Annotated in this window: 14 protein-coding genes; 1 reads left to right on the top strand and 13 read right to left on the bottom strand. The window is 54.4% G+C overall.

The features are described from left to right. Positions 1–22 precede the first annotated feature (22 nt). Positions 23–2044, bottom strand: coding sequence for a transketolase (tkt, locus tag EI42_RS02990; RefSeq protein ID WP_111318660.1), 2022 nt, complete (start codon positions 2042–2044; stop codon positions 23–25). A gap of 322 nt (positions 2045–2366) precedes the next feature. Continuing rightward, positions 2367–5156 (bottom strand): DNA mismatch repair protein MutS, encoded by a 2790-nt coding sequence (gene mutS / locus EI42_RS02985; protein WP_111318658.1) that lies wholly within the window; start codon positions 5154–5156, stop codon positions 2367–2369. 180 nt (positions 5157–5336) lie between these two features. Between mutS and EI42_RS02980 the strand changes: the two genes are divergently transcribed. Further along, positions 5337–5744, top strand: a complete 408-nt coding sequence (locus tag EI42_RS02980) for a LapA family protein (RefSeq protein ID WP_111318656.1) — start codon at positions 5337–5339, stop codon at positions 5742–5744. Positions 5745–5761: 17 nt separating this feature from the next. Here EI42_RS02980 and EI42_RS02975 read toward each other — a convergent pair whose 3' ends face one another. From EI42_RS02975 to infB, 11 genes are all read right to left on the bottom strand, one after another. Continuing rightward, positions 5762–7057, bottom strand: a complete 1296-nt coding sequence (locus EI42_RS02975; RefSeq protein WP_111318654.1) for a hypothetical protein — start codon at positions 7055–7057, stop codon at positions 5762–5764. A 1-nt stretch (position 7058) separates the two neighbouring features. Further along, the gene (locus EI42_RS02970; RefSeq protein ID WP_111318652.1) at positions 7059–7526 is read right to left on the bottom strand and encodes a hypothetical protein; all 468 of its coding nucleotides are present in this window, start codon (positions 7524–7526) and stop codon (positions 7059–7061) included. A gap of 110 nt (positions 7527–7636) precedes the next feature. Continuing rightward, on the bottom strand, positions 7637–9067 hold the full coding sequence (locus tag EI42_RS02965; protein ID WP_246046310.1) for an FtsW/RodA/SpoVE family cell cycle protein: 1431 nt from the start codon (positions 9065–9067) through the stop codon (positions 7637–7639). A gap of 178 nt (positions 9068–9245) precedes the next feature. Continuing rightward, on the bottom strand, positions 9246–10652 hold the full coding sequence (locus tag EI42_RS02960; RefSeq protein WP_111318651.1) for an FtsW/RodA/SpoVE family cell cycle protein: 1407 nt from the start codon (positions 10650–10652) through the stop codon (positions 9246–9248). Between the two features lie 177 nt (positions 10653–10829). Next, a complete protein-coding gene (locus tag EI42_RS02955; RefSeq protein ID WP_111318649.1) occupies positions 10830–11282 on the bottom strand; it encodes an FHA domain-containing protein in 453 nt (150 codons plus the stop codon). A 12-nt stretch (positions 11283–11294) separates the two neighbouring features. Then, positions 11295–12191, bottom strand: a complete 897-nt coding sequence (locus tag EI42_RS02950; RefSeq protein WP_111318647.1) for an FHA domain-containing protein — start codon at positions 12189–12191, stop codon at positions 11295–11297. Then, positions 12188–13147, bottom strand: a complete 960-nt coding sequence (locus tag EI42_RS02945) for a bifunctional riboflavin kinase/FAD synthetase (RefSeq protein WP_111318645.1) — start codon at positions 13145–13147, stop codon at positions 12188–12190. Before EI42_RS02945 ends, EI42_RS02950 begins: the two co-directional genes overlap by 4 nt. A 312-nt stretch (positions 13148–13459) precedes the next feature. Next, complete coding sequence (gene truB, locus EI42_RS02940; protein WP_111318643.1) at positions 13460–14350, bottom strand: tRNA pseudouridine(55) synthase TruB; 891 nt, start codon at positions 14348–14350, stop codon at positions 13460–13462. A gap of 29 nt (positions 14351–14379) precedes the next feature. Continuing rightward, positions 14380–15414, bottom strand: coding sequence for a DHH family phosphoesterase (locus EI42_RS02935; protein WP_111318641.1), 1035 nt, complete (start codon positions 15412–15414; stop codon positions 14380–14382). After that, positions 15411–15797, bottom strand: coding sequence for a 30S ribosome-binding factor RbfA (rbfA, locus tag EI42_RS02930; RefSeq protein ID WP_111318639.1), 387 nt, complete (start codon positions 15795–15797; stop codon positions 15411–15413). The genes EI42_RS02935 and rbfA overlap by 4 nt, the downstream gene beginning before the upstream one ends. A gap of 102 nt (positions 15798–15899) precedes the next feature. Further along, on the bottom strand, positions 15900–18203 hold the full coding sequence (infB, locus tag EI42_RS02925) for a translation initiation factor IF-2 (protein WP_111318637.1): 2304 nt from the start codon (positions 18201–18203) through the stop codon (positions 15900–15902). Between the last annotated feature and the right edge of the window lie 12 nt (positions 18204–18215).

The following is an 18215-nucleotide window of genomic DNA, read 5'->3' as shown; positions in this document are numbered from 1 at the left end:
GAAAAACGCTCTGGCTTTACGATTAGGCCAGCAGCTCTTTTGCTTTGGCTACCACGTTGTCAACAGTGAAGCCGAAATGCTGGAAGAGCAGTTTTGCAGGTGCCGAAGCGCCGAATTGATCGATAGTGACGGTTGCACCATCGAGGCCAACGTAGCGAGCCCAGCCAAAGGATGAAGCGGCCTCAATCGCGAGACGGGCTCTGACGTTCTTTGGCAAGACGGATTCTTTGTATGCTGCGTCCTGTTTCTCAAAGAGCTCCCAGCTTGGCATACTGACGACGCGGACGGCTACGCCTTCCTGCTGGAGTTTGCGTGCGGCATCGACTGCAAGAGAGACCTCTGAACCGGTCGCCATCAGGATCAGATCCGGTGTTTTCTCACTATCGAGTAACACGTATGCGCCTCGGGTAAGGTTTTTGGCTGATGCCAGCTCGTTGCGATCAAGGGTCGGCAGGTTCTGGCGCGTGAGTGCGAGGGCAACCGGGCCATCGATGCTGATGGCGGCGCGCCAGGCCTCAACTGTCTCGTTAGCATCTGCCGGACGGATCACGGTCAGGCCGGGAATCGAGCGCAGTGAAGCAAGCTGCTCAATTGGCTCGTGGGTCGGGCCATCTTCACCAACGCCGATGCTGTCGTGTGTAAAGACAAAGATGGATTTGAGACCCATAAGTGCCGAAAGGCGAATGGAGGCCTTCATATAATCGGAGAAGATCAGGAAGGTCGCGCCAAACGGGATCAGGCCGCCGTAGAGGGCCATACCGTTGACAATTGCGCCCATCGCGTGCTCACGGACACCATAGTGCATGTTGCGTCCATTGGTTTCAGGGCCGAAGTCGCCGAGACCCTTCATGTCGGTGTTGTTGGATGGGGCCAGGTCGGCGGATCCACCGATCAGGTTAGGGAGCTTGGGCGCGATCGCGTTCAGAGCTTTACCGGAAGCAACGCGGCTTGCCAGCGCCTCACCTGCCGGGAACTCGGGGAGCTCGCTATCCCATCCGTGCGGCAGCTTGCCTGCCTGTTCCTGCTGCCACTGCTCGGCCAGCTCAGGATAGGCGGCTGCGTAGGCGTTGAACTGTTCCTGCCACGCCTTTTCCTGCTCTGCGCCACGCTCAACGCACTGGCGGAAGTAGTTGAGAGCCTCTTCTGGAACAAAGAACGGCTCTTCAGATGGCCAGTTCAGGTTGCGCTTTGTCAGAACGACCTCTTCTGCACCAAGCGGAGCACCGTGGGCCTTGTGATGTCCTTGCAGGTTCGGGCTACCGTATGCGATCTTCGTGCGCACGACGATGAGGGACGGGCGCTCTTTCTCGGCCTGGGCTGCCTGAATGGCCTTGTCAAGCGCTGCCAGGTCGTTGATATCCTCAACGCGCTGGACGTGCCAGTGATAGGCCTCGAAGCGAGCAGCAACATCCTCGGTGAAAGCGATTGCTGTATCACCCTCAATGGTAATGTTGTTGTCGTCGTAGAAGTAAATCAGGTTTCCAAGCTTGAGTGTTCCTGCCAGCGATGCGGCCTCAGAGGCGATACCTTCCATCAGGTCGCCATCGCTACAAATGCCATAGATGTAGTGGTCGAGGATCTGATGCTCCGGCTTGTTGTAGCGGCTTGCCTGGAAGCGAGCAGCAATCGCCATACCAACGCCGTTGGCAACGCCCTGGCCAAGCGGGCCGGTGGTTGTCTCGACGCCTGCGGTATGTCCATACTCCGGATGGCCCGGGGTCTTGCTTCCCCACTGGCGGAAATTCTTGATGTCCTCAAGGCTCAGATCATAGCCGGTCAGATAGAGCATGCTATACAACAGGATTGAAGCATGTCCACAGGAGAGAATAAAGCGGTCACGGTTCACCCATTTCGGGTTGCGCGGGTTATGCCGCATGTATTTGGTCCAGAGGAGATATGTCAGCGGGGCGAGGGCCATTGCGGTTCCCGGGTGACCAGAATTGGCCTGCTGGACTCCATCCATAGACAGCGTGCGGATAGCATTTATGCAGAGATCTTCAAGAGAGCTTTGCGAATGTGTCGGTTTCTCTTGTTGAATTGTCATGAGAGTTGTGAATCCTCCAACGAAATCGGATGATTTATTGTATATCTTACACTATCGTCACCCTAATGATATCACATATGGCAACTCTTATGTTGTGGTCGGGTACTTCCTTCTGAAAAAGTCGCCGATCTTTTGGGCTCTATTTTTCCATACGGGCAGCATTATCCCGCCTGGATGATACAGCGTATGCCGCCCTTCGTCATCTGGTTTTGGCGCCCCGGAAGCCAGTTTGTGATGCGTTTGTGAGAGGTGTAGCGGCTTGTCTTCAAAGGATTGAAAAAAGGGACTCGATAATTGTGGTAATCGAGTCCCCGAAATGCTCCTATGCATGTTCTTTATTGGCTTTTTGTTGAAGCTCATAAAGCTTACTGATCGCTTCAATGGGTGTCAGTTCATCGATTGCAAGATTTTTGAGTTCTTCAACGACCGGATGGGTTTCGGGCGCAAAGAGCGTCATCTGCCACGCCTGGGGCATGGTGAGATCGCGCATGGCCTTGCGACGGCTTTTGGCGTCCCCTTTTTGCTCAAGCTCTGCCAGGATCTCTTCTGCCCGGTGGATCACGGGGCGGGGGAGGCCCGCTAGCTGAGCGACATGGATGCCATAGCTGCGGTCGGCGCCTCCGGGTACGATCTTGCGCAGAAAGATGACTTTGCCCTCTTCTTCGGCCACTGCGACATTGAGACAGCGAACCCGTGGCAGAATGCGTGAGACCTCCACAAGCTCATGATAGTGCGTTGCGAAGAGGGTGCGAGCGCCGCTTCGCCTGTTGTTATGCAGATATTCAACGACGGCCCGTGCAATCGCCAGTCCGTCATACGTACTGGTGCCGCGCCCGATCTCGTCCAGAATAATCAGGCTGCGCTGTGTGGCATGGTGCAATATATTGGCGGTTTCCACCATCTCAACCATAAAGGTGCTCTGGCCGGTTGCCAGATCGTCCTGGGCACCAATACGAGTAAAGATGCGATCAACAATGCCGATACGGGCCGATTCTGCGGGCACAAAGCTGCCAATCTGGGCCAGCAGGGTAATCAATGCGACCTGGCGCAGATAGGTCGATTTACCGGCCATATTGGGGCCTGTAATAATGGCTATCTGGCCCTCACTGATCGAGAGATCGGTATCATTGGGAATAAACGCTGTATCCGATTGTGTCTGTTCCACTACCGGGTGACGACCAGCGACGATATGAATGGTATCGCTCTCGTCGATAATCGGGCGACAATAGTTATTTTTCGCAGCGATCTCGGCCAGACTCAAATAGACATCAAGTTCTGCGACGGCGTGCGCGGTGTCTAGAATGCGCTCGGAGGCGTGAACCGCGATATCTGAACGCAGTTGCACGAAGAACTCATTCTCCATTCTGTTGATGCGTTCCTGCGCGTTCAGGATCAGCGCCTCCTGCTCTTTGAGCTCTGACGTGATATAACGCTCGCAGTTGGTCAGGGTCTGGCGGCGCTGGTAGTCGGCCGGGACACGGTCAAGGTTCGACTTGGTGACCTCGATAAAGTAGCCATACGCTTTGTTGAAACCAACCTTGAGGTTGGTAATACCGGTGCGCTTTCGTTCGCGCTGTTCTAACTCGGAGAGCCAGCGGCGGCCGTTGACCGAGGCGTCGCGTAGCTTGTCCAGTTCGGGACTGAAGCCAGCGCGGATAATACCGCCCTCGGTAATGCTGACCGGCGGATCTTCGACGATGGCGTGTTCGATCAGCTCGATGATGTCTCCGTTGTCAGAGAGCCGCTGCATGATCCCTTGCAGTGCGGCAACCGTTGCGCTGCTGCTTTCGGCCAGACAGTGGCGCACCTCGGAGGCGGCGCGGAGTCCATTTGCCAGCGCTACCAGATCCCGGGGCGAGGCAATACGTTGACGGACCCGGTTAATCAGGCGCTCGAGGTCGCCCGCTTTCTTCAGCGCTTCACCGAGCTGTGCCTGAAGCAGGGTATCCTGTAAGAGAACCTGTACCGTTTCCTGGCGCGTCTGAATTTCCTGAATATTCAGCAGCGGTTGACCGAGCCAGCGGCGCAACAGACGTCCTCCCATCGGGGTACGTGTTTTATCCAATACCCAGAGCAGCGAGCCTTTCGTTGTGCCACTGCGTCCCGTCTCGAAGAGTTCCAGATTGCGCCGGGTGTAGGGATCAAGCGTCATAAAGCTACTGGTAGAGTAGGTTTCCAGCGAGGTCAGTTGTTGGAGTAGCCCCTTTTGCGTTTCCTGTACATAAGCCAGAACGGCTCCGGCAGCGCGAATGGCCAGGGGCAGTTGATCGCAGCCGAAGCCCTCAAGTGAACTGACATCAAACTGTTTGAGCAGGCGATGGCGCGCATCGTCTTCGGCAAAATATCGGGAGTCGTAGGGCGTGATATGCCCGGCTAGCCCGTTTAGCAGCTTGACCAGTGGAGCGTAATCGTCCTCGTCGTCGTCCTCATCCAGTTCTGGTATAGTGGCGTTAGGATCGCCATTACTGCCGAGCTTGGTGACCTGTTTCTCGCTCAGAACGGTTGCCAGCCAGCGCTTCTTGCGGCTTCCCAGGCGGCTATAGTTGGCCTCAACCAGCACTTCCGCCGGTCCAACACGTGAGATTTCCTGTTGAATGGCAAGCTCTGGTTCAGGTGTGTTAAACTGTGTCACGGCGAACTCACCGGTCGTGATATCAATATATGCAATCCCAACGGCGTTACGTCCAAGCACAACCGCTGCAAGGAAATTGTTCCGTTTCGCGGCCAGCATTGTTGGGTCAATGACTGTTCCCGGTGTGACAACGCGGACAACCTCGCGATCGACCAGGCCACGCGAAAGAGCGGGGTCACTGGTCTGCTCGCAGACTGCAACGCGGTAGCCTTTACCGACCAGACGCGCGATATAGCCGTCGGCGGCATGATGGGGGACGCCGGCCATTGGCGACTTTTGTCCCCGACCAAAATCACGACGGGTGAGCGCTATTTCCAGTTCGCGGGCGACGATCTCCGCATCATCGTCGAACATTTCATAGAAGTCTCCCATGCGAAAAAAAAGGATCGCATCGGGATGCTGACTTTTGATCTTCAGATATTGAGCGCGAACCGGGCTATGATTGGGTGTATCGTTTGCAAACTCTCCGAATAAGACCATAGAACCTCCTCCAGGCACAGATTGTAGTATAGAGGTTCTTCCTCCGAGAGTCAATTTGCGTAGGCCTGGTTAAGAGAATGAGGCTGCAATGCGTAGCAATAGATCAAATAGTCTATACAGGTTTATGGTGGAAGATAGATACATTATAATATGTGATATTAATGGCGCAAGGAGGTTGAAATGATCTACCTCATGCTGGTAATTCTGGGCTTAATCGGCGCATTGGTTGCCATGTTCAGTGTCCAGAATCTTGATCAGGTTACCCTGAGTTTTTTTAGTCTTCAGCTCTCTTTGCCGGTGGGGATCATCTTTATCGCTACCTTTCTTATCGGGGCTATCCTGCTCTATCTGGTTGATGTCGCTGCTGGCAAGCGGGACAAGCGCGAAATCGCACGCCTGCAAAAAGAGAATGAGCGCTTGCAGAAACGTGTTTCAGAGATGGAGAAGCAGCTAGCTGCGACGCAACTGGCGCAGCAGATGATGCAGCCGCAAGCCCCGCTCTCACAGCAACAGGGAACCATACCGGGACAGGCCCAGAGACAGCCAATGACATCGATGCCTCGTTTGATTAAGCCGATGAAAAACTGAAATGTGGGTAGGAGGCTCTATCTACGCCAGAGTTGCCCCAGGAAGCGTTTGAAGATATTCTGGTGTTCTATGTCGTGAGAATCTTCCTGGGTCTTCCTGTCTGGCTTCTCCTGTTGGCTACTCTCGTTGATGGTAGTCTCCTGTGTCGTCTTCTCTTTCTCATGGGGCTCATCTGCTGGTTTCTTTTGTGTCGTCCCTTCTTGCTCACGGGGCTCATCCGTCTCCTCTGTGGGCTGTTGCTCGGGCAGCGGTGTTTCTGGAACATTCGCCGAAATGGTGACTCTTCCCTCTTCTGGCAGGCGCACACTGCTGATCTTCTCTGTAATGGGCTGCTTGCGCTTCTGTGTGCTCTCTTCCGGCTCTGCGACAAGGGTCGGTGTTTCGCCCTGTGAGTTGGTCTGAACAACAGGAACGAGCTCTTCTTTTTCTGCTGTCTCGGGTGTCTCTTGAGGCTCGGTGATTGGACCGTCGATAGCGGGTTGTTCCTCAGCAGGCTGCTCAGACACGTTGTGGATGCCTGCCTGCGTGGACTGTTGATCTTCGGCTTGCTCAGCAGACAGCGTGCTCTTGGGAGATGGTGGTTGTTCCTCTTTGGCTTCCTCGGGTACATCACCAATGCCTGCCTGTATGGGCTGCTCTTCAGCGACCTGCTCTGGTACATGATGAAGGGCCTCAAGGGATGGTAGTTGTTTCTCTTCGGCCCGCGCGGCCTCATTGTAAACAACCCCAATGGTGGGCTGCTCTTCAACGACCTGCTCGGGCTGTGAGGGTTTCTCTGTGTGAGTTGGCAATTCTCCCTCATCGTCGTTGGTGAGCTTTTGCAGCAGCATCTCTTCGGTAATAGCGCTTTCCTCTTCGGCGGCTTCTGGCGGGCGCTGACCTTCCTGAATCGAGTCAAGCCAGTTGTATGCGCCATCAAGGGCATTCTCGCACCACGTCGTATAGTCACCTTGAATGAGGTCGAGCGACTCACACCGTTCAAGCAACTGCATAGTGTGATCAAGCCAGATATCGCCACGTGAAAGCATGCGGTCAAGCAGGTCGAGATCATGCACGCCACTGGCTTGAAGGCGTGCCAGCGCGGCGAGCGCGATTGGTGATGGCTGAACTCTCTGCGTCTGTTCTTCGTTGGTTTTCAGTTCGTTATTGAGCGCGGTCAACTCTGTTTGCAGGGCGATAATTTGCTGCTGGATTTTCCAGAGCTTGTACCCCTGGTAGAACTGCTCGACATCATGTTCACCCAAGCGAGCATAGAGCGCCTCAATGTGAGCGGGAAAATAATGTACGGTTGTTTGCTTCTCTACCGGGCGCATCCTAATTCTCCCTCTTATCCTGTGATTGCTCTGACTGGCGGTGCCAGCGCTGTGCCCATCGCTCAACGAGCCGGTTTACCCGGTCGCTTTGCTGATCTATGGGCATATCTGTAGAAGCGAGATTGCGAATCCACCAGGGGAGGGCTACCTGCGGCGCTGTTTGTTGCTCTGCAAAATAGGGTTTTTCTGGCGTGCTCCCCTGAGGCGTTGAGCCAACGGCTACGGCCTGTAAGGAGGGCGAGGTAACCTCTCGGGCTGAAGGATATGAGGCGGGTGCTGACTGCTTCTGCGCTTCGGTGGCATGTTCGGTCAGCGCCCGGATAATAGCATTGTCTTCCAGTGAAAGGGAGCGCTGTAAGCGGGCTGCCTGGGCCTGAAGCTGGGCTAGCTCCTGCTCGCGCTGTGTCAATTCGTTTTGAAGACGTCGTTTATTTTCTCGGTAATATAACCATTGCCTGTATTGTCCCATACCGTCTCTCTCGTTCAATAATACTACCTTTATTATACACGGGGCCAATATATGGGCAGTATAGCATGAGCAGTATTGATATACAAGAAAGCAGAATGTTCGCTAAACTGCTAGTAGACAGTTTCTTTTTCCATCTCGGTATCATGAGAAATACGTAAGAGAATACCGATAATGATGTAGTTTGCGAGTATTGAGCTTCCTCCATAGCTAAGGAATGGGAGCGGGATTCCGGTTAATGGCAGTAGCTTGATATTACCTAGCGTAATAACCAGTGTCTGAATCGCGAAAATACTGGTCAGGCCCCCGGCGAGGAGCTGCATAAAAGGGTCTCGTGCCGTAATAGCGATGCGAAAGCCCCGATACATAATCAGCGCATACAGGCAGATAAGCGCGAACAGGCCAATCAGACCGATCTCTTCTCCGATCCCGGTAAAGATCATGTCAGACTCAACGACCGGCACATAGGTCGGATGCCCGAGCCCGATCCCCGAGCCGAGTAGTCCTCCGCTGGCAATAGCCATCACAGCCTGTAAGATTTGTTGACCCTGGTTTTCCGCATAGTATTGCTGAGCGGGTGTCCAGTTTTGCCAGTGTACAATATCGAATGTCACCGTCCGAAAGCGGTTCTGGACGTAGCCGAACAGGTTATAGCTGATGATTGCCATTCCAACAAACAGGAGCAGGCTGACAACGGTATAAAGCAGGCGACCGCTGGCAAGGTACATCAGGCAGAGAAAGGTACAGTAGATCAGCAACGCCAGGCCGAGATCATGGACCATCAGGAAGATCAGCAGTGCCAGGCCAAGCATCATCACCAGCGGGCCCAGATGGCGCAGCGGTGGGAGATGCAGCCGTCCCAGTTTCATATATCCTTTCGCGATAATCTCTCGGTTCTCGCTGAGGTAGGCAGCAAAGAAGATCACAATAGTGATTTTCGCGAACTCGGAAGGCTGAAGATTAAATGGTCCAAAGCGCAGCGCATCACGAGCCGGGCCTGCATCGGAGTCCATGATACTCTTAATAACGGCAGGGGCAAGCGCGATAAAGCTTAATACAATCCAGGTATACTTGTAGCGCGAGAACCGGGGCAGATAGCGAAGCGCGATCATCGTCAAGCCACACGCAATCAGGCCAAGCAGAACCCAGACAAGTTGCTTGCTCCCAAGATCAAAGCCCTGATCGCGCCCGATACGGGTAACCATCATGACGCCGATACCGCTGAGCAGGCTGACCAGTGGCAACAGAAACTGATCCGCTTTTGGGAAGAAGATGGTGAGCAGAATATGCATCACAAAAAAGGCGACGATCAGACCGAGCGCTGGAATCAGGCCCTGCACGGTCGGGAGGATCTTCGGGTTATAAGCTGAACGTGGGTCAATATGCTCGATCACGTTGTTCGCGATAAAAAGCTGTGTCATGATCAGCAGCAGAATAAGGGCGGGAAGAATGAACAGACTCAGCTCTGTCCAGCGATACCGCCTGAGCACACTTTGCTTTTCGGGCCGTGTTCTATACTTTGTTCGGAGCTGGCTCTTCATCATGGCTCATACCTGCCTCTCTGATAAATACGGTGCGCCTCTTTTCCGTTTTTCCCTGTTATTATATCAACAAATTATATATTCTTGATCGAAAGAATTACCCGGCGTGAAAGAGAAAAACCGGGAGAGGAAATCCCTTCCCGGTTTATCACGAACTATCTGATAGAGAGGTAAAAGGGGTCTAATATGAACTTTCCGCTTCAACCTCTGTATTATGGGAAATGCGGAGCAAGATGCCGATAATGATATAGTTTGCGAACAGTGAACTCCCACCCTGACTCAAGAAGGGAAGAGGAACACCGGTCAATGGCATCAACTTGAGATTTCCCGCGATAATGACCAGCGTTTGAATCGCGAAGATGGTCGTCAAACCGGCTGCTAGCAACTGACTGAACGAGTCACGCGCCTTCATGGCGATATGGAAGCCACGATGAATGATCAGCAGATAGAGGCCGAGGATCGCAAAGAGACCCATCAAGCCAATTTCTTCGCCCAGACCGGAAAGCATCAGGTCCGACTCGACTACCGGAATGAAGAAGCGTCCCGCTGGATGACCAAGCCCGAACCCCTGACCAAAGAGGCCACCGGTGCAGAGACCGATCAGTCCCTGCATGATCTGATAGCCGGGATCATCCGCGAATGCAACCTGCTCTGGTGTCCATTTGTCCCAGTTCACAACATCAAAGCCAACGACCGCAAAGCGATTTCGCACATAGCCTAGCAGCATATAACCCACAAAGCCCAGCACGAAGAATGCTCCCAGACTGACCAGCACATACATCAGGCGGCCACTGGCAAGATACATCAGACAGAGGAAAGTGCTGTAGATTAGCAGAGCCAGACCGAGGTCATGGACGACCAGGAAGATTGCCAGCGCGATGCCAAGCATGGAAACCAGTGGGCCCAGATGGCGTAGTGGCGGCAGACGTAGATTACCGATCCGCATAAAGCCCTTTGCCAGAATATCGCGTGTCTCGCTGAGGTAGGCGGCGAAGAAGATCACAATGGCAATCTTTGCGAACTCCGAAGGCTGGATTTTGAAGGGCCCAAGACCGAGCGTGTCGCGGGATGGTGCGTCTCCGGCGAGTACGCCTTTGATAAGTGCTGGAAGCAGCAATGCCAGCGTGATCAGTGCCCAGATGTATTTGTAGCGCGAGAGCTTTTGTGGTACACGCAAGATGGCGACTGTGGCGCAGCACAAGCCAAAACCAAGCAGCGCGTATAAGAACTGGTTGGTTCCCAGACGCGGGTTATGTAGATCAGGGCCCAGGCGGGTGGCCATCAGCACACCAATGCTGCTCAGGAGTCCGGCCAGCGGAAGGAGCACTTGATCTGCCTTCCGAAAGAAGAGATTCAGCACGATATGAACCACGGCAAAGGCGCCGATCAGACCGAGCGCCGGAATCAGTCCTTCAAGTGTTGGAAGCTGTTGCGCCGTCAGTGGTGAACTGGCATCACTGGCGTTTTTCAACGAGTTGGCAATAAGTAATTGTGTTGTGATAAGGACGATAATGAGGCTAGGGATAATAAACAATCCTAGCTCTTTCCAACGATAGCGGCGCGGTCTATCGGGTGAATGACTTGCCATCTATCTACACCTCTCTATCTACACGAGCTAAGCGTTTCCTGTTGCACTGCTTTTTGATCGGTCTAAGAATTTCTGTGGATCGGAGCGCGCATAAGCTCTTTTTCAGGCGCCTCGGCGGAGGAGAGGGGACGAGTTCCTGATCCTCCCGAATACCTGTGCCTTAAGGGCGGCTCAGGTCTACTGGGTCAGCTTAAACTGGATGTAGCCGACGCTGATAATATCCCCGGCCTTCGCGGGGAGTGGATCACGTGCCGGTTGGCCGTTGACATAGGTGCCGTTCGCGCTACCTGCGTCCTGAACGTACCATGTGCCATTACGGAACCACATGCGGGTATGCTCTGCTGAAATGTACTGATCTTGAATAGGAATCGTGTTTGTCGGGCCGCGACCGATATTGGTCTGAGGCTGAAGGGCGAAGCGTGTTCCGGGCATTAGACTGGTTGGGCCGCTGTTCACCACAACAAGATGGCCCCAGATGCGCCCGGATGGCTCCGAACTCCCCTCACCGGCGGCTGCATTTTTCTTGAGATCGCGCGTAATCGCAATAACTACCTGCATCAGAAACAGGTAGAGGAGCACAACCAGCAAAATGCGCAATATCAATAAAAAAGAGTCTATTTGTAAAGCCATAGGGCGGAGGTCTCACCTTCTCTCGAAGTAGAAATCATAGCTGCCGATGGTAAAACGGTCACCATTGCGCAGAACATGTTGGCGCATATTCGGTATGCCATTGATCGTGATACCGTTTGTGCTACCGAGGTCAAAGATGGCAAAATTGCCGTCGGGTTGATACTTTACCTGAGCATGATAGCGTGAGACGCGTTTATCTTCAACAATGATATCGTTACTGAGTTGGCGACCAATATTGACGACCGGTTTTTCGATCCGATAGACTTGCTGGCCTGACTGGGGTAGACGGATGGTGAGTCGTGCGGGTGGCACCGCAGCCGTCTGCTGTACCCCGGGCATAGAAGGCGGATTATTCCCCGCGGGCGGCCCATAGTGATTGGGGCTGCTGGCCGGAGTCGGAGATTGAGGAACTGGCGGTTGTTGCGGGGAAGAGCCCCCGAACTGGTTTTGTGGCAGGGCGGCACGAATCTGAGCCAGCTGTTCGGGAGAAAGGGCCTGTGTTGCCATCAGACCGTCACCTCCTTGCCCGTCACCCATCTCCACTTCAACGCGAATCTCGCCGGGGCCCATTGAGCTTTCAGCGTGCAGGCGAATAATCGGCATTGTGCGCAGGGTATAATGGTGGCGTCGCGCGTACTCGACAAGATGATTTTGCCAGTCACGAACCAGCATGGCCTGACCGGGAGCGAGTTGCTGGTGATCTTTGATGCTCAGGTAAATGTCATAGACATTCGGGGCGAGGCGACGTCCCTCGCCCTGAAGCAACGTATTGTCATCCAGCGCCCGCTCAAGCCGCCGCTCAATCTCCACCGGTTCCAGACGGGACGGAAAGAGACGCGCGAACGGACGCTCGATCAGGCGTTGCATAAACGCTTCAAATTTATTTAATGGGTTCTGGCGAGCTTTCAATTGCTCACCCTCCTGGCTGTTAATATCTGCCGTGCCTGCTGAATATCAGTGGAGAGCTGTGTTTTGAGCGCTTCAATGCCTGCAAATTTCTGCTCTCCTCGCAGGCGGGCAATAAAATCGATCCGAATTTCTTTATCGTACAGATCAAGCTCAACATCCAGTAGATGCGCTTCGACCTGGCGCACCTTTCCGTCAAAGGTCGGTCGTAAGCCAACATTGACTGCTCCGTTATAAACGGTGGAGGCCCCCGCTTCGTCACCACCGGTACTTTTGACTACGCGGACATACGCGGCGTAGACTCCATCAGCCGGGAGCAATTTCTGCTCGCCAGGGCGGACATTTGCCGTCGGGAAACCGAGGAGGCGACCGCGTTTATCTCCATGGAAAACGACGCCGCTTACCTCAAATGGATGTCCGAGGAGCGTGTTAGCCTCGACGATATTTCCTTCTTCGATGAGCTTCCGAATGCGGGTACTGCTGATGCGCTGCTGATCATCTTCCTGGAGCGGAACCGGAGCTACCTCAAATTCATGCTGTTGCCCGTACTGTTGCAGAAAGGCAACGTCTCCCATACGATTATGGCCGAGTCGGAAATCCGCACCGACTACCAGCCCCTTGATGGTGAAGTGCTGACGCAGGTTGTCCATAAACTCCTCGGCGGTCATTGCCGCGACTTCAGGTGTGAAGTGAACAACAATTGAGTCAGCAACCTTGCCATATTCACGGGCAAGGGCGAGCTTTTCATCAAGCGTAGAGAGCAGTTGGAGGTGGACGCCGGGCCGAACGACTTCAAGCGGGTGAGGTGAAAAGGTAACCAATACCGGTTTACTGCTCAGCTGTTCTGCCATGACGCAGAGGGTGTGCAGAAGATACTGGTGACCCCGATGAATACCATCGAAGTTCCCTATAGTAATAACGATAGGTTCGGTTTGTGTGAGCGTTGTTGTATATTCCATATATATTTTCAAAGTGGCTTCCAGAAGAATCTCTTGGAAATGCCGTACCCTATTGTGTTAAATAATGTTGCCTTTAGAGTACTCCTATAGTACCACAGGCTATTTTTGTCAGCAATAATCGTAGCCATAGCAGACATTCAACAACGCTCAGCGGACTGCTTGAGGCTGCATCCTGTTTCAACTTTGCAGAGGGAGAAGCCTGGCTCTCACAAGTCCCGGGCGTGGTGACGGTGCTGCTTGCCGTCTGCTCTTTCTGGCTGTCTTCTTATCCTTGATTACGTTTGGTTGTCACAAAAAGTTTGAATTTCGGGATCAGGCCGTGACGAATACCTTGACTGGTTGCCAGGTGCACTGCTCACTATTCCAGGAGGCTAGTGCAATAAAGCGGCCATCTGGATCATACACGCGTGCCAGGGGCGTTTGTGTATGGGGGAGGGCCGGATAACGAAAGGTGTTTCCATGCAGAACACGCTCTGCTGTCTCCGCATCCAGCGTCAGTCCGGGAAAATGCCGCACTGCGCTATCAGCAGGAAGCAGATACTCCTGAAGTCGGTTTTCTTCTATCGCGGAGGCCAGTGCTTCGAGTGTCACACTTTTGGCCAGAGTGAAAGGACCGCTGCGGGTTCGGGTCAGCGAGGAAAGATGTGCCCCATAGCCAAGATACTCGCCGAGATCATAAGCCAGTGAGCGAATATAGGTCCCCTTGCTGCACTCAACTGCCAGCATCAGGGTAGGAGGTGTCCATGCAAGCACATTCAGATGATAGATCTCGATCGGGCGAGGTTGTAGCTGCACTTCGGAGCCTGCACGCGCCAGTTTATAGGCGGGTTGTCCTTGAAGCTTGATTGCCGAATAGCGCGGCGGAAGCTGCTGCTGTTTCCCCAGGAAATGGGGGAGAGCGGCCTGTATCTGTTCCAGCGTGAGCGTAGAGGCATCGGCAGTGCGGAGAACCGTCCCCTCCGTATCATAGGTATCGGTCACGGTACCAAATGTAATCCCGGCCTCATAGGCCTTGCCGCTTTCACTCAGGTACTCGGCGACGCGTGTGGCCTGGCCCAGACAGAGCGGCAGAACGCCCTGTGCCATCGGGTCCAGTGTGCCAGCGTGTCCGACGCGCTTCTGTTTGACAAGCCTGCGTACTCGCGCCACAACATCATGAGACGTCATGCCTGTTGCTTTATTGATAACAAGAATCCCATCCATGACAGCCCGCTGCTCCTCTTTCCTGATCGCTATTCGTCGTCGCCTTCGCCGATGGCTTCTTTCAAGAGCGCGACGACCTCGGGAATGGCCTCTTCCAGTGGCTTATAAATCGTTGCGCCAGCGGCCCGGGCGTGGCCTCCGCCTCCGAGGCGCATACAGATATCGGCGGCGTTTACCGGCTCATAGGTACGCAGGCTCAGGCGGGTTTCACCCTCTTCGTAGCCTTTGAACAGAGCACCAACCTGTACGCCTTCGATATCGCGCAGCATCCCAACACAGCCGCTATCCATCTCGGTTGTCGCGCCGGTCTGCTCAAGCATGTCTTTCGAGATATAGGACCAGACCAGACGACCGCCACAGGCCACCTGTGCTTTCGCGATAACCTCGGCCTCAAGGCGCTTCTGGGCCAGGGGATGCGTGCGGAAAATAGGTTTCACCGATACTTCTGGAACTGCGCCTGCATTCAGCAGCACTGCGGCAGCCTCCAGCGTTCGGGCAGTCACATTTGAATACTGGAACGAACCGGTATCTGTGATGATGCCGGTCAGCAGGCATTGTGCCGCGTCTGTATTCAGGGGGAGCCCTGCCTGTTGCTGGAACAGGACAAGCAGCTCAGCGGTCGCGGCGGAGGCCACATCGATAATGTTGACCTGTCCACAGCCACTGCTGGTCAGGTGATGGTCGAGGTTGAGGACGCGGGCCCGCTCAAGAAACGCGCTGTGCCGTTCGTAGATGGCTCCATACCGATAGAACTCGCCTGCGTCCAGGGCAATGACCAGATCAAATTGTTCATCGCCGAGCGTTGTCTGTAGCTTCTCGATGCCCGGAAGAAAGTGAAACGCGCGCGGGGCTGGATCGGCGCATACAGGAACGCATTCTTTCCCGAGCAGGGAGAGTATATGAGAAAAGCCCAGAATAGAGCCGAGCGCATCGCCGTCGGGGTGCTCATGGGCGAGTAAGGCGATCCGCTGTGCTGGCTCTATCAGGGCCATTGCATTTTGCACAAGTTCTGGATTGAGTTGTTGATCTAATGGGGTAGCTGTGGGAACGGTTTGCTGACTCATTCTTCCTCTGTCTTTGATTGTTGCGTCTTCTCCTGCTCTTCGCGTTCAATCTGGTTGATCAGAGCAAGGACCCGAGCGCCTTCTGCTATCGAGTGATCGAGTTTGAAGGTGAGTTCCGGGACATGACGGAGCACGAGGCGGGAACCCAACTCGCGACGCAAGAACCCGGTTGCGTTCTTGAGACCCTGGATCGTTTTCTGCTGTTCTTCCGGAGTACCCATAACGCTCACCATGATTTTGGCCTGACGTAAGTCGCCGCTGACATCTACGTGGGTGATGCTGGCGAAGCCGACGCGCGGGTCCTTTACCCGGGTGCGCAACAGATCACTGATCTCTTCGGCAATCAGTTCCGCCAGTTTTTCCTGTCTATGTGTATTTGGCATAATGGACCCTCTTCAACTCCATGATACGAGCAGCGTGGAATGTTCCTGACCGTCATCAGTTCGATTCCACGCTTCTGTTCTGTACGATATTGTATCGGTTGCTTATGCGCCGGGCTGGACTTTTTCCTGTGTAAAGGCTTCAATGATGTCGCCAACCTCGATGGCGTTGAAGTCGTCAAGCACGATACCGCATTCGTAACCGGTATGAACTTCGCGAACATCATCTTTACCACGACGAAGAGAACCAATCTTGCCTTCGTAGACCTTCTCACCCTTGCGAAGAACGCGAGCCTGTGAAGAGCGCGTCACTTTACCGTCGGTGATACGGCAACCGGCAATCTGCATATTGCGTCCGGCCTTAAAGGTTGCCACGATCTCGGCGTGACCCTCAATAACCTCACGGTACTGTGGCTCAAGCATGCCCTTCAGCGCGTTCTCGATATCCTCAATCATCTTATAGATGATGTTGTAGTGGCGGATATCGACGCCCTCTTTGGCAGCCTCACGCTGTGCTGCATCATCGGTCTTCACATTAAAGGCAATGATGATGGCGCCAGAGGCAGCCGCCAGATGGACATCTGTCTCGGTCACATTACCGACACCCTCGCGGATCAAGCGGACCTTCAGGTTCTCGCTGCTGATCTTCGAGAGCGAGTTCTTCAGTGCCTCGGCAGAGCCCTGCACGTCACTCTTGAGGATGACGTTCAGTTCCTTGACCGCACCCTCCTGTAGATAGAGCGTATCCAGGCTGACCTGATTCAGGTTGGCCTCCTGCTTGCGGCGCTCGGCCTCTTCAGCTGCGCGCTGCTTGGCGCTCTTCTCATCGGGCATTGCTTCGACACGATCACCGGCCTGTGGCACTTCGGGAAGACCCAGAATGCTGACCGGGGTGCTCGGTGGCGCTTTCTGAATGCGCTTGCCTCGATCGTTGAACATGGCACGGACCTTACCAACAATCGGGCCCACAACAATATGATCACCCATTTTCAGAGTGCCATCCTGGACCAGCACGGTTGCAGATGTGCCGCTGCTCTTCTCCATCTTGGCTTCAATGATGGTACCGACTGCCAGCTTGTTCGGGTTGGCCTGGATATCCTGAATTTCCGCGACCAACAAGATGTACTCAAGCAGTTCGTCGATGCCTTCGCCCTTCTTGGCCGAGACCGGAACACAGACCGTTTCACCGCCGTACTCTTCAACAACAATGCCGATTTCGGCCAGTTGCTGCTTAACGTGATCGGGGTTTGCTCCCGCCTTATCGATTTTGTTCAGGGCGATGATAATAGGCATATTGGCAGCGCGGGCATGGTCGATTGCCTCGCGTGTCTGTGGCATGACGCCATCATCGGCAGCGACGACAATAATTGCAATATTAGCGACCTGTGCGCCGCGAGCCCGAAGCGAGGTAAAGGCCTCGTGGCCTGGTGTATCCAGGAAGGTGATCTTCTTCCCGTTGATCTCAACCTGATACGCGCCGATATGCTGTGTGATACCGCCGACTTCGCCCGCGGCAACCTTCGTCTTCCGGATTGTGTCCAGCAGCGTTGTTTTACCGTGGTCGACGTGTCCCATAATTGTCACGACAGGAGGAACGACAACCGCGTTCTTGTCCTGAATCGGGGGTTTCTGGATTTCTGGTGCGACGACGGGGCGTCCCTGTACCGCATTCGTAGAGACCTTTGCCTCCTGTGGCTCAAAGCCCAGTTCTTGCGCGACAAGGACGGCCTTATCATAGTCGATAACCTGATTGATGTTCGCGAAAATGCTATGACCGATCAGACGACGAATGACTTCATTCGGCGTAACCTCCAGTAACTCGGCCAGATCCTTCACCACAATCTGTGGTGGAATCGTGACCGGGCCGCCAGCGGGTTTCTCCTTTACCGGAGCGGCGCGACGTTCAGCCGCTTTATGTGCTGCATTCGAGCGAGAGGCTGGACGCGAGGTGGCTGGTTTACTCGGTCGACTGGTCCGTGTTCCGGCTGTCGGCGACTGGGTTGCCTGACCACCGCGAGCACCTCTAGTCGGCTGTGCAGTGCCTGTTTTCCCAGAGGGTGCAGGCCGCCCACTGGTCGCAGTGTTTCCTGCTGTTCGGGTTGTCTGCCCGCGATGGCCTCCGTGGGTGCTAGTGGCAGGACGCTGCGCGTGTGTGCTTCCTCTTGAATGTGCAGGACGGGCAGGCGTTGGGCTTGTGCCCTGATGCCCTTCTTTGCTTCCACTCTGGGTGCGTGTCGCGCCCTGGGAACTGTTGGAAGGACGCCGCCGCGTCTGTGCTTTATTCTCGTGTTCCTGGCTGCCTGGTGTTGTGCTCTCGGCTCTTGCGCGTGGCTTCCGGGTATGTGTCTGTTGTGTCGTCTTCGGTTTAGCCTGCTCAGTGCCTTCTGTGAGTTCAGACGTATCTCTCATGAAGAAGACTCC

Source organism: Thermosporothrix hazakensis (assembly GCF_003253565.1).
Classification (GTDB): domain Bacteria; phylum Chloroflexota; class Ktedonobacteria; order Ktedonobacterales; family Ktedonobacteraceae; genus Thermosporothrix; species Thermosporothrix hazakensis.
The sequence above is the reverse complement of the archived record's forward strand: the minus strand, read 5'-3'. Positions and strand labels throughout refer to the sequence as shown.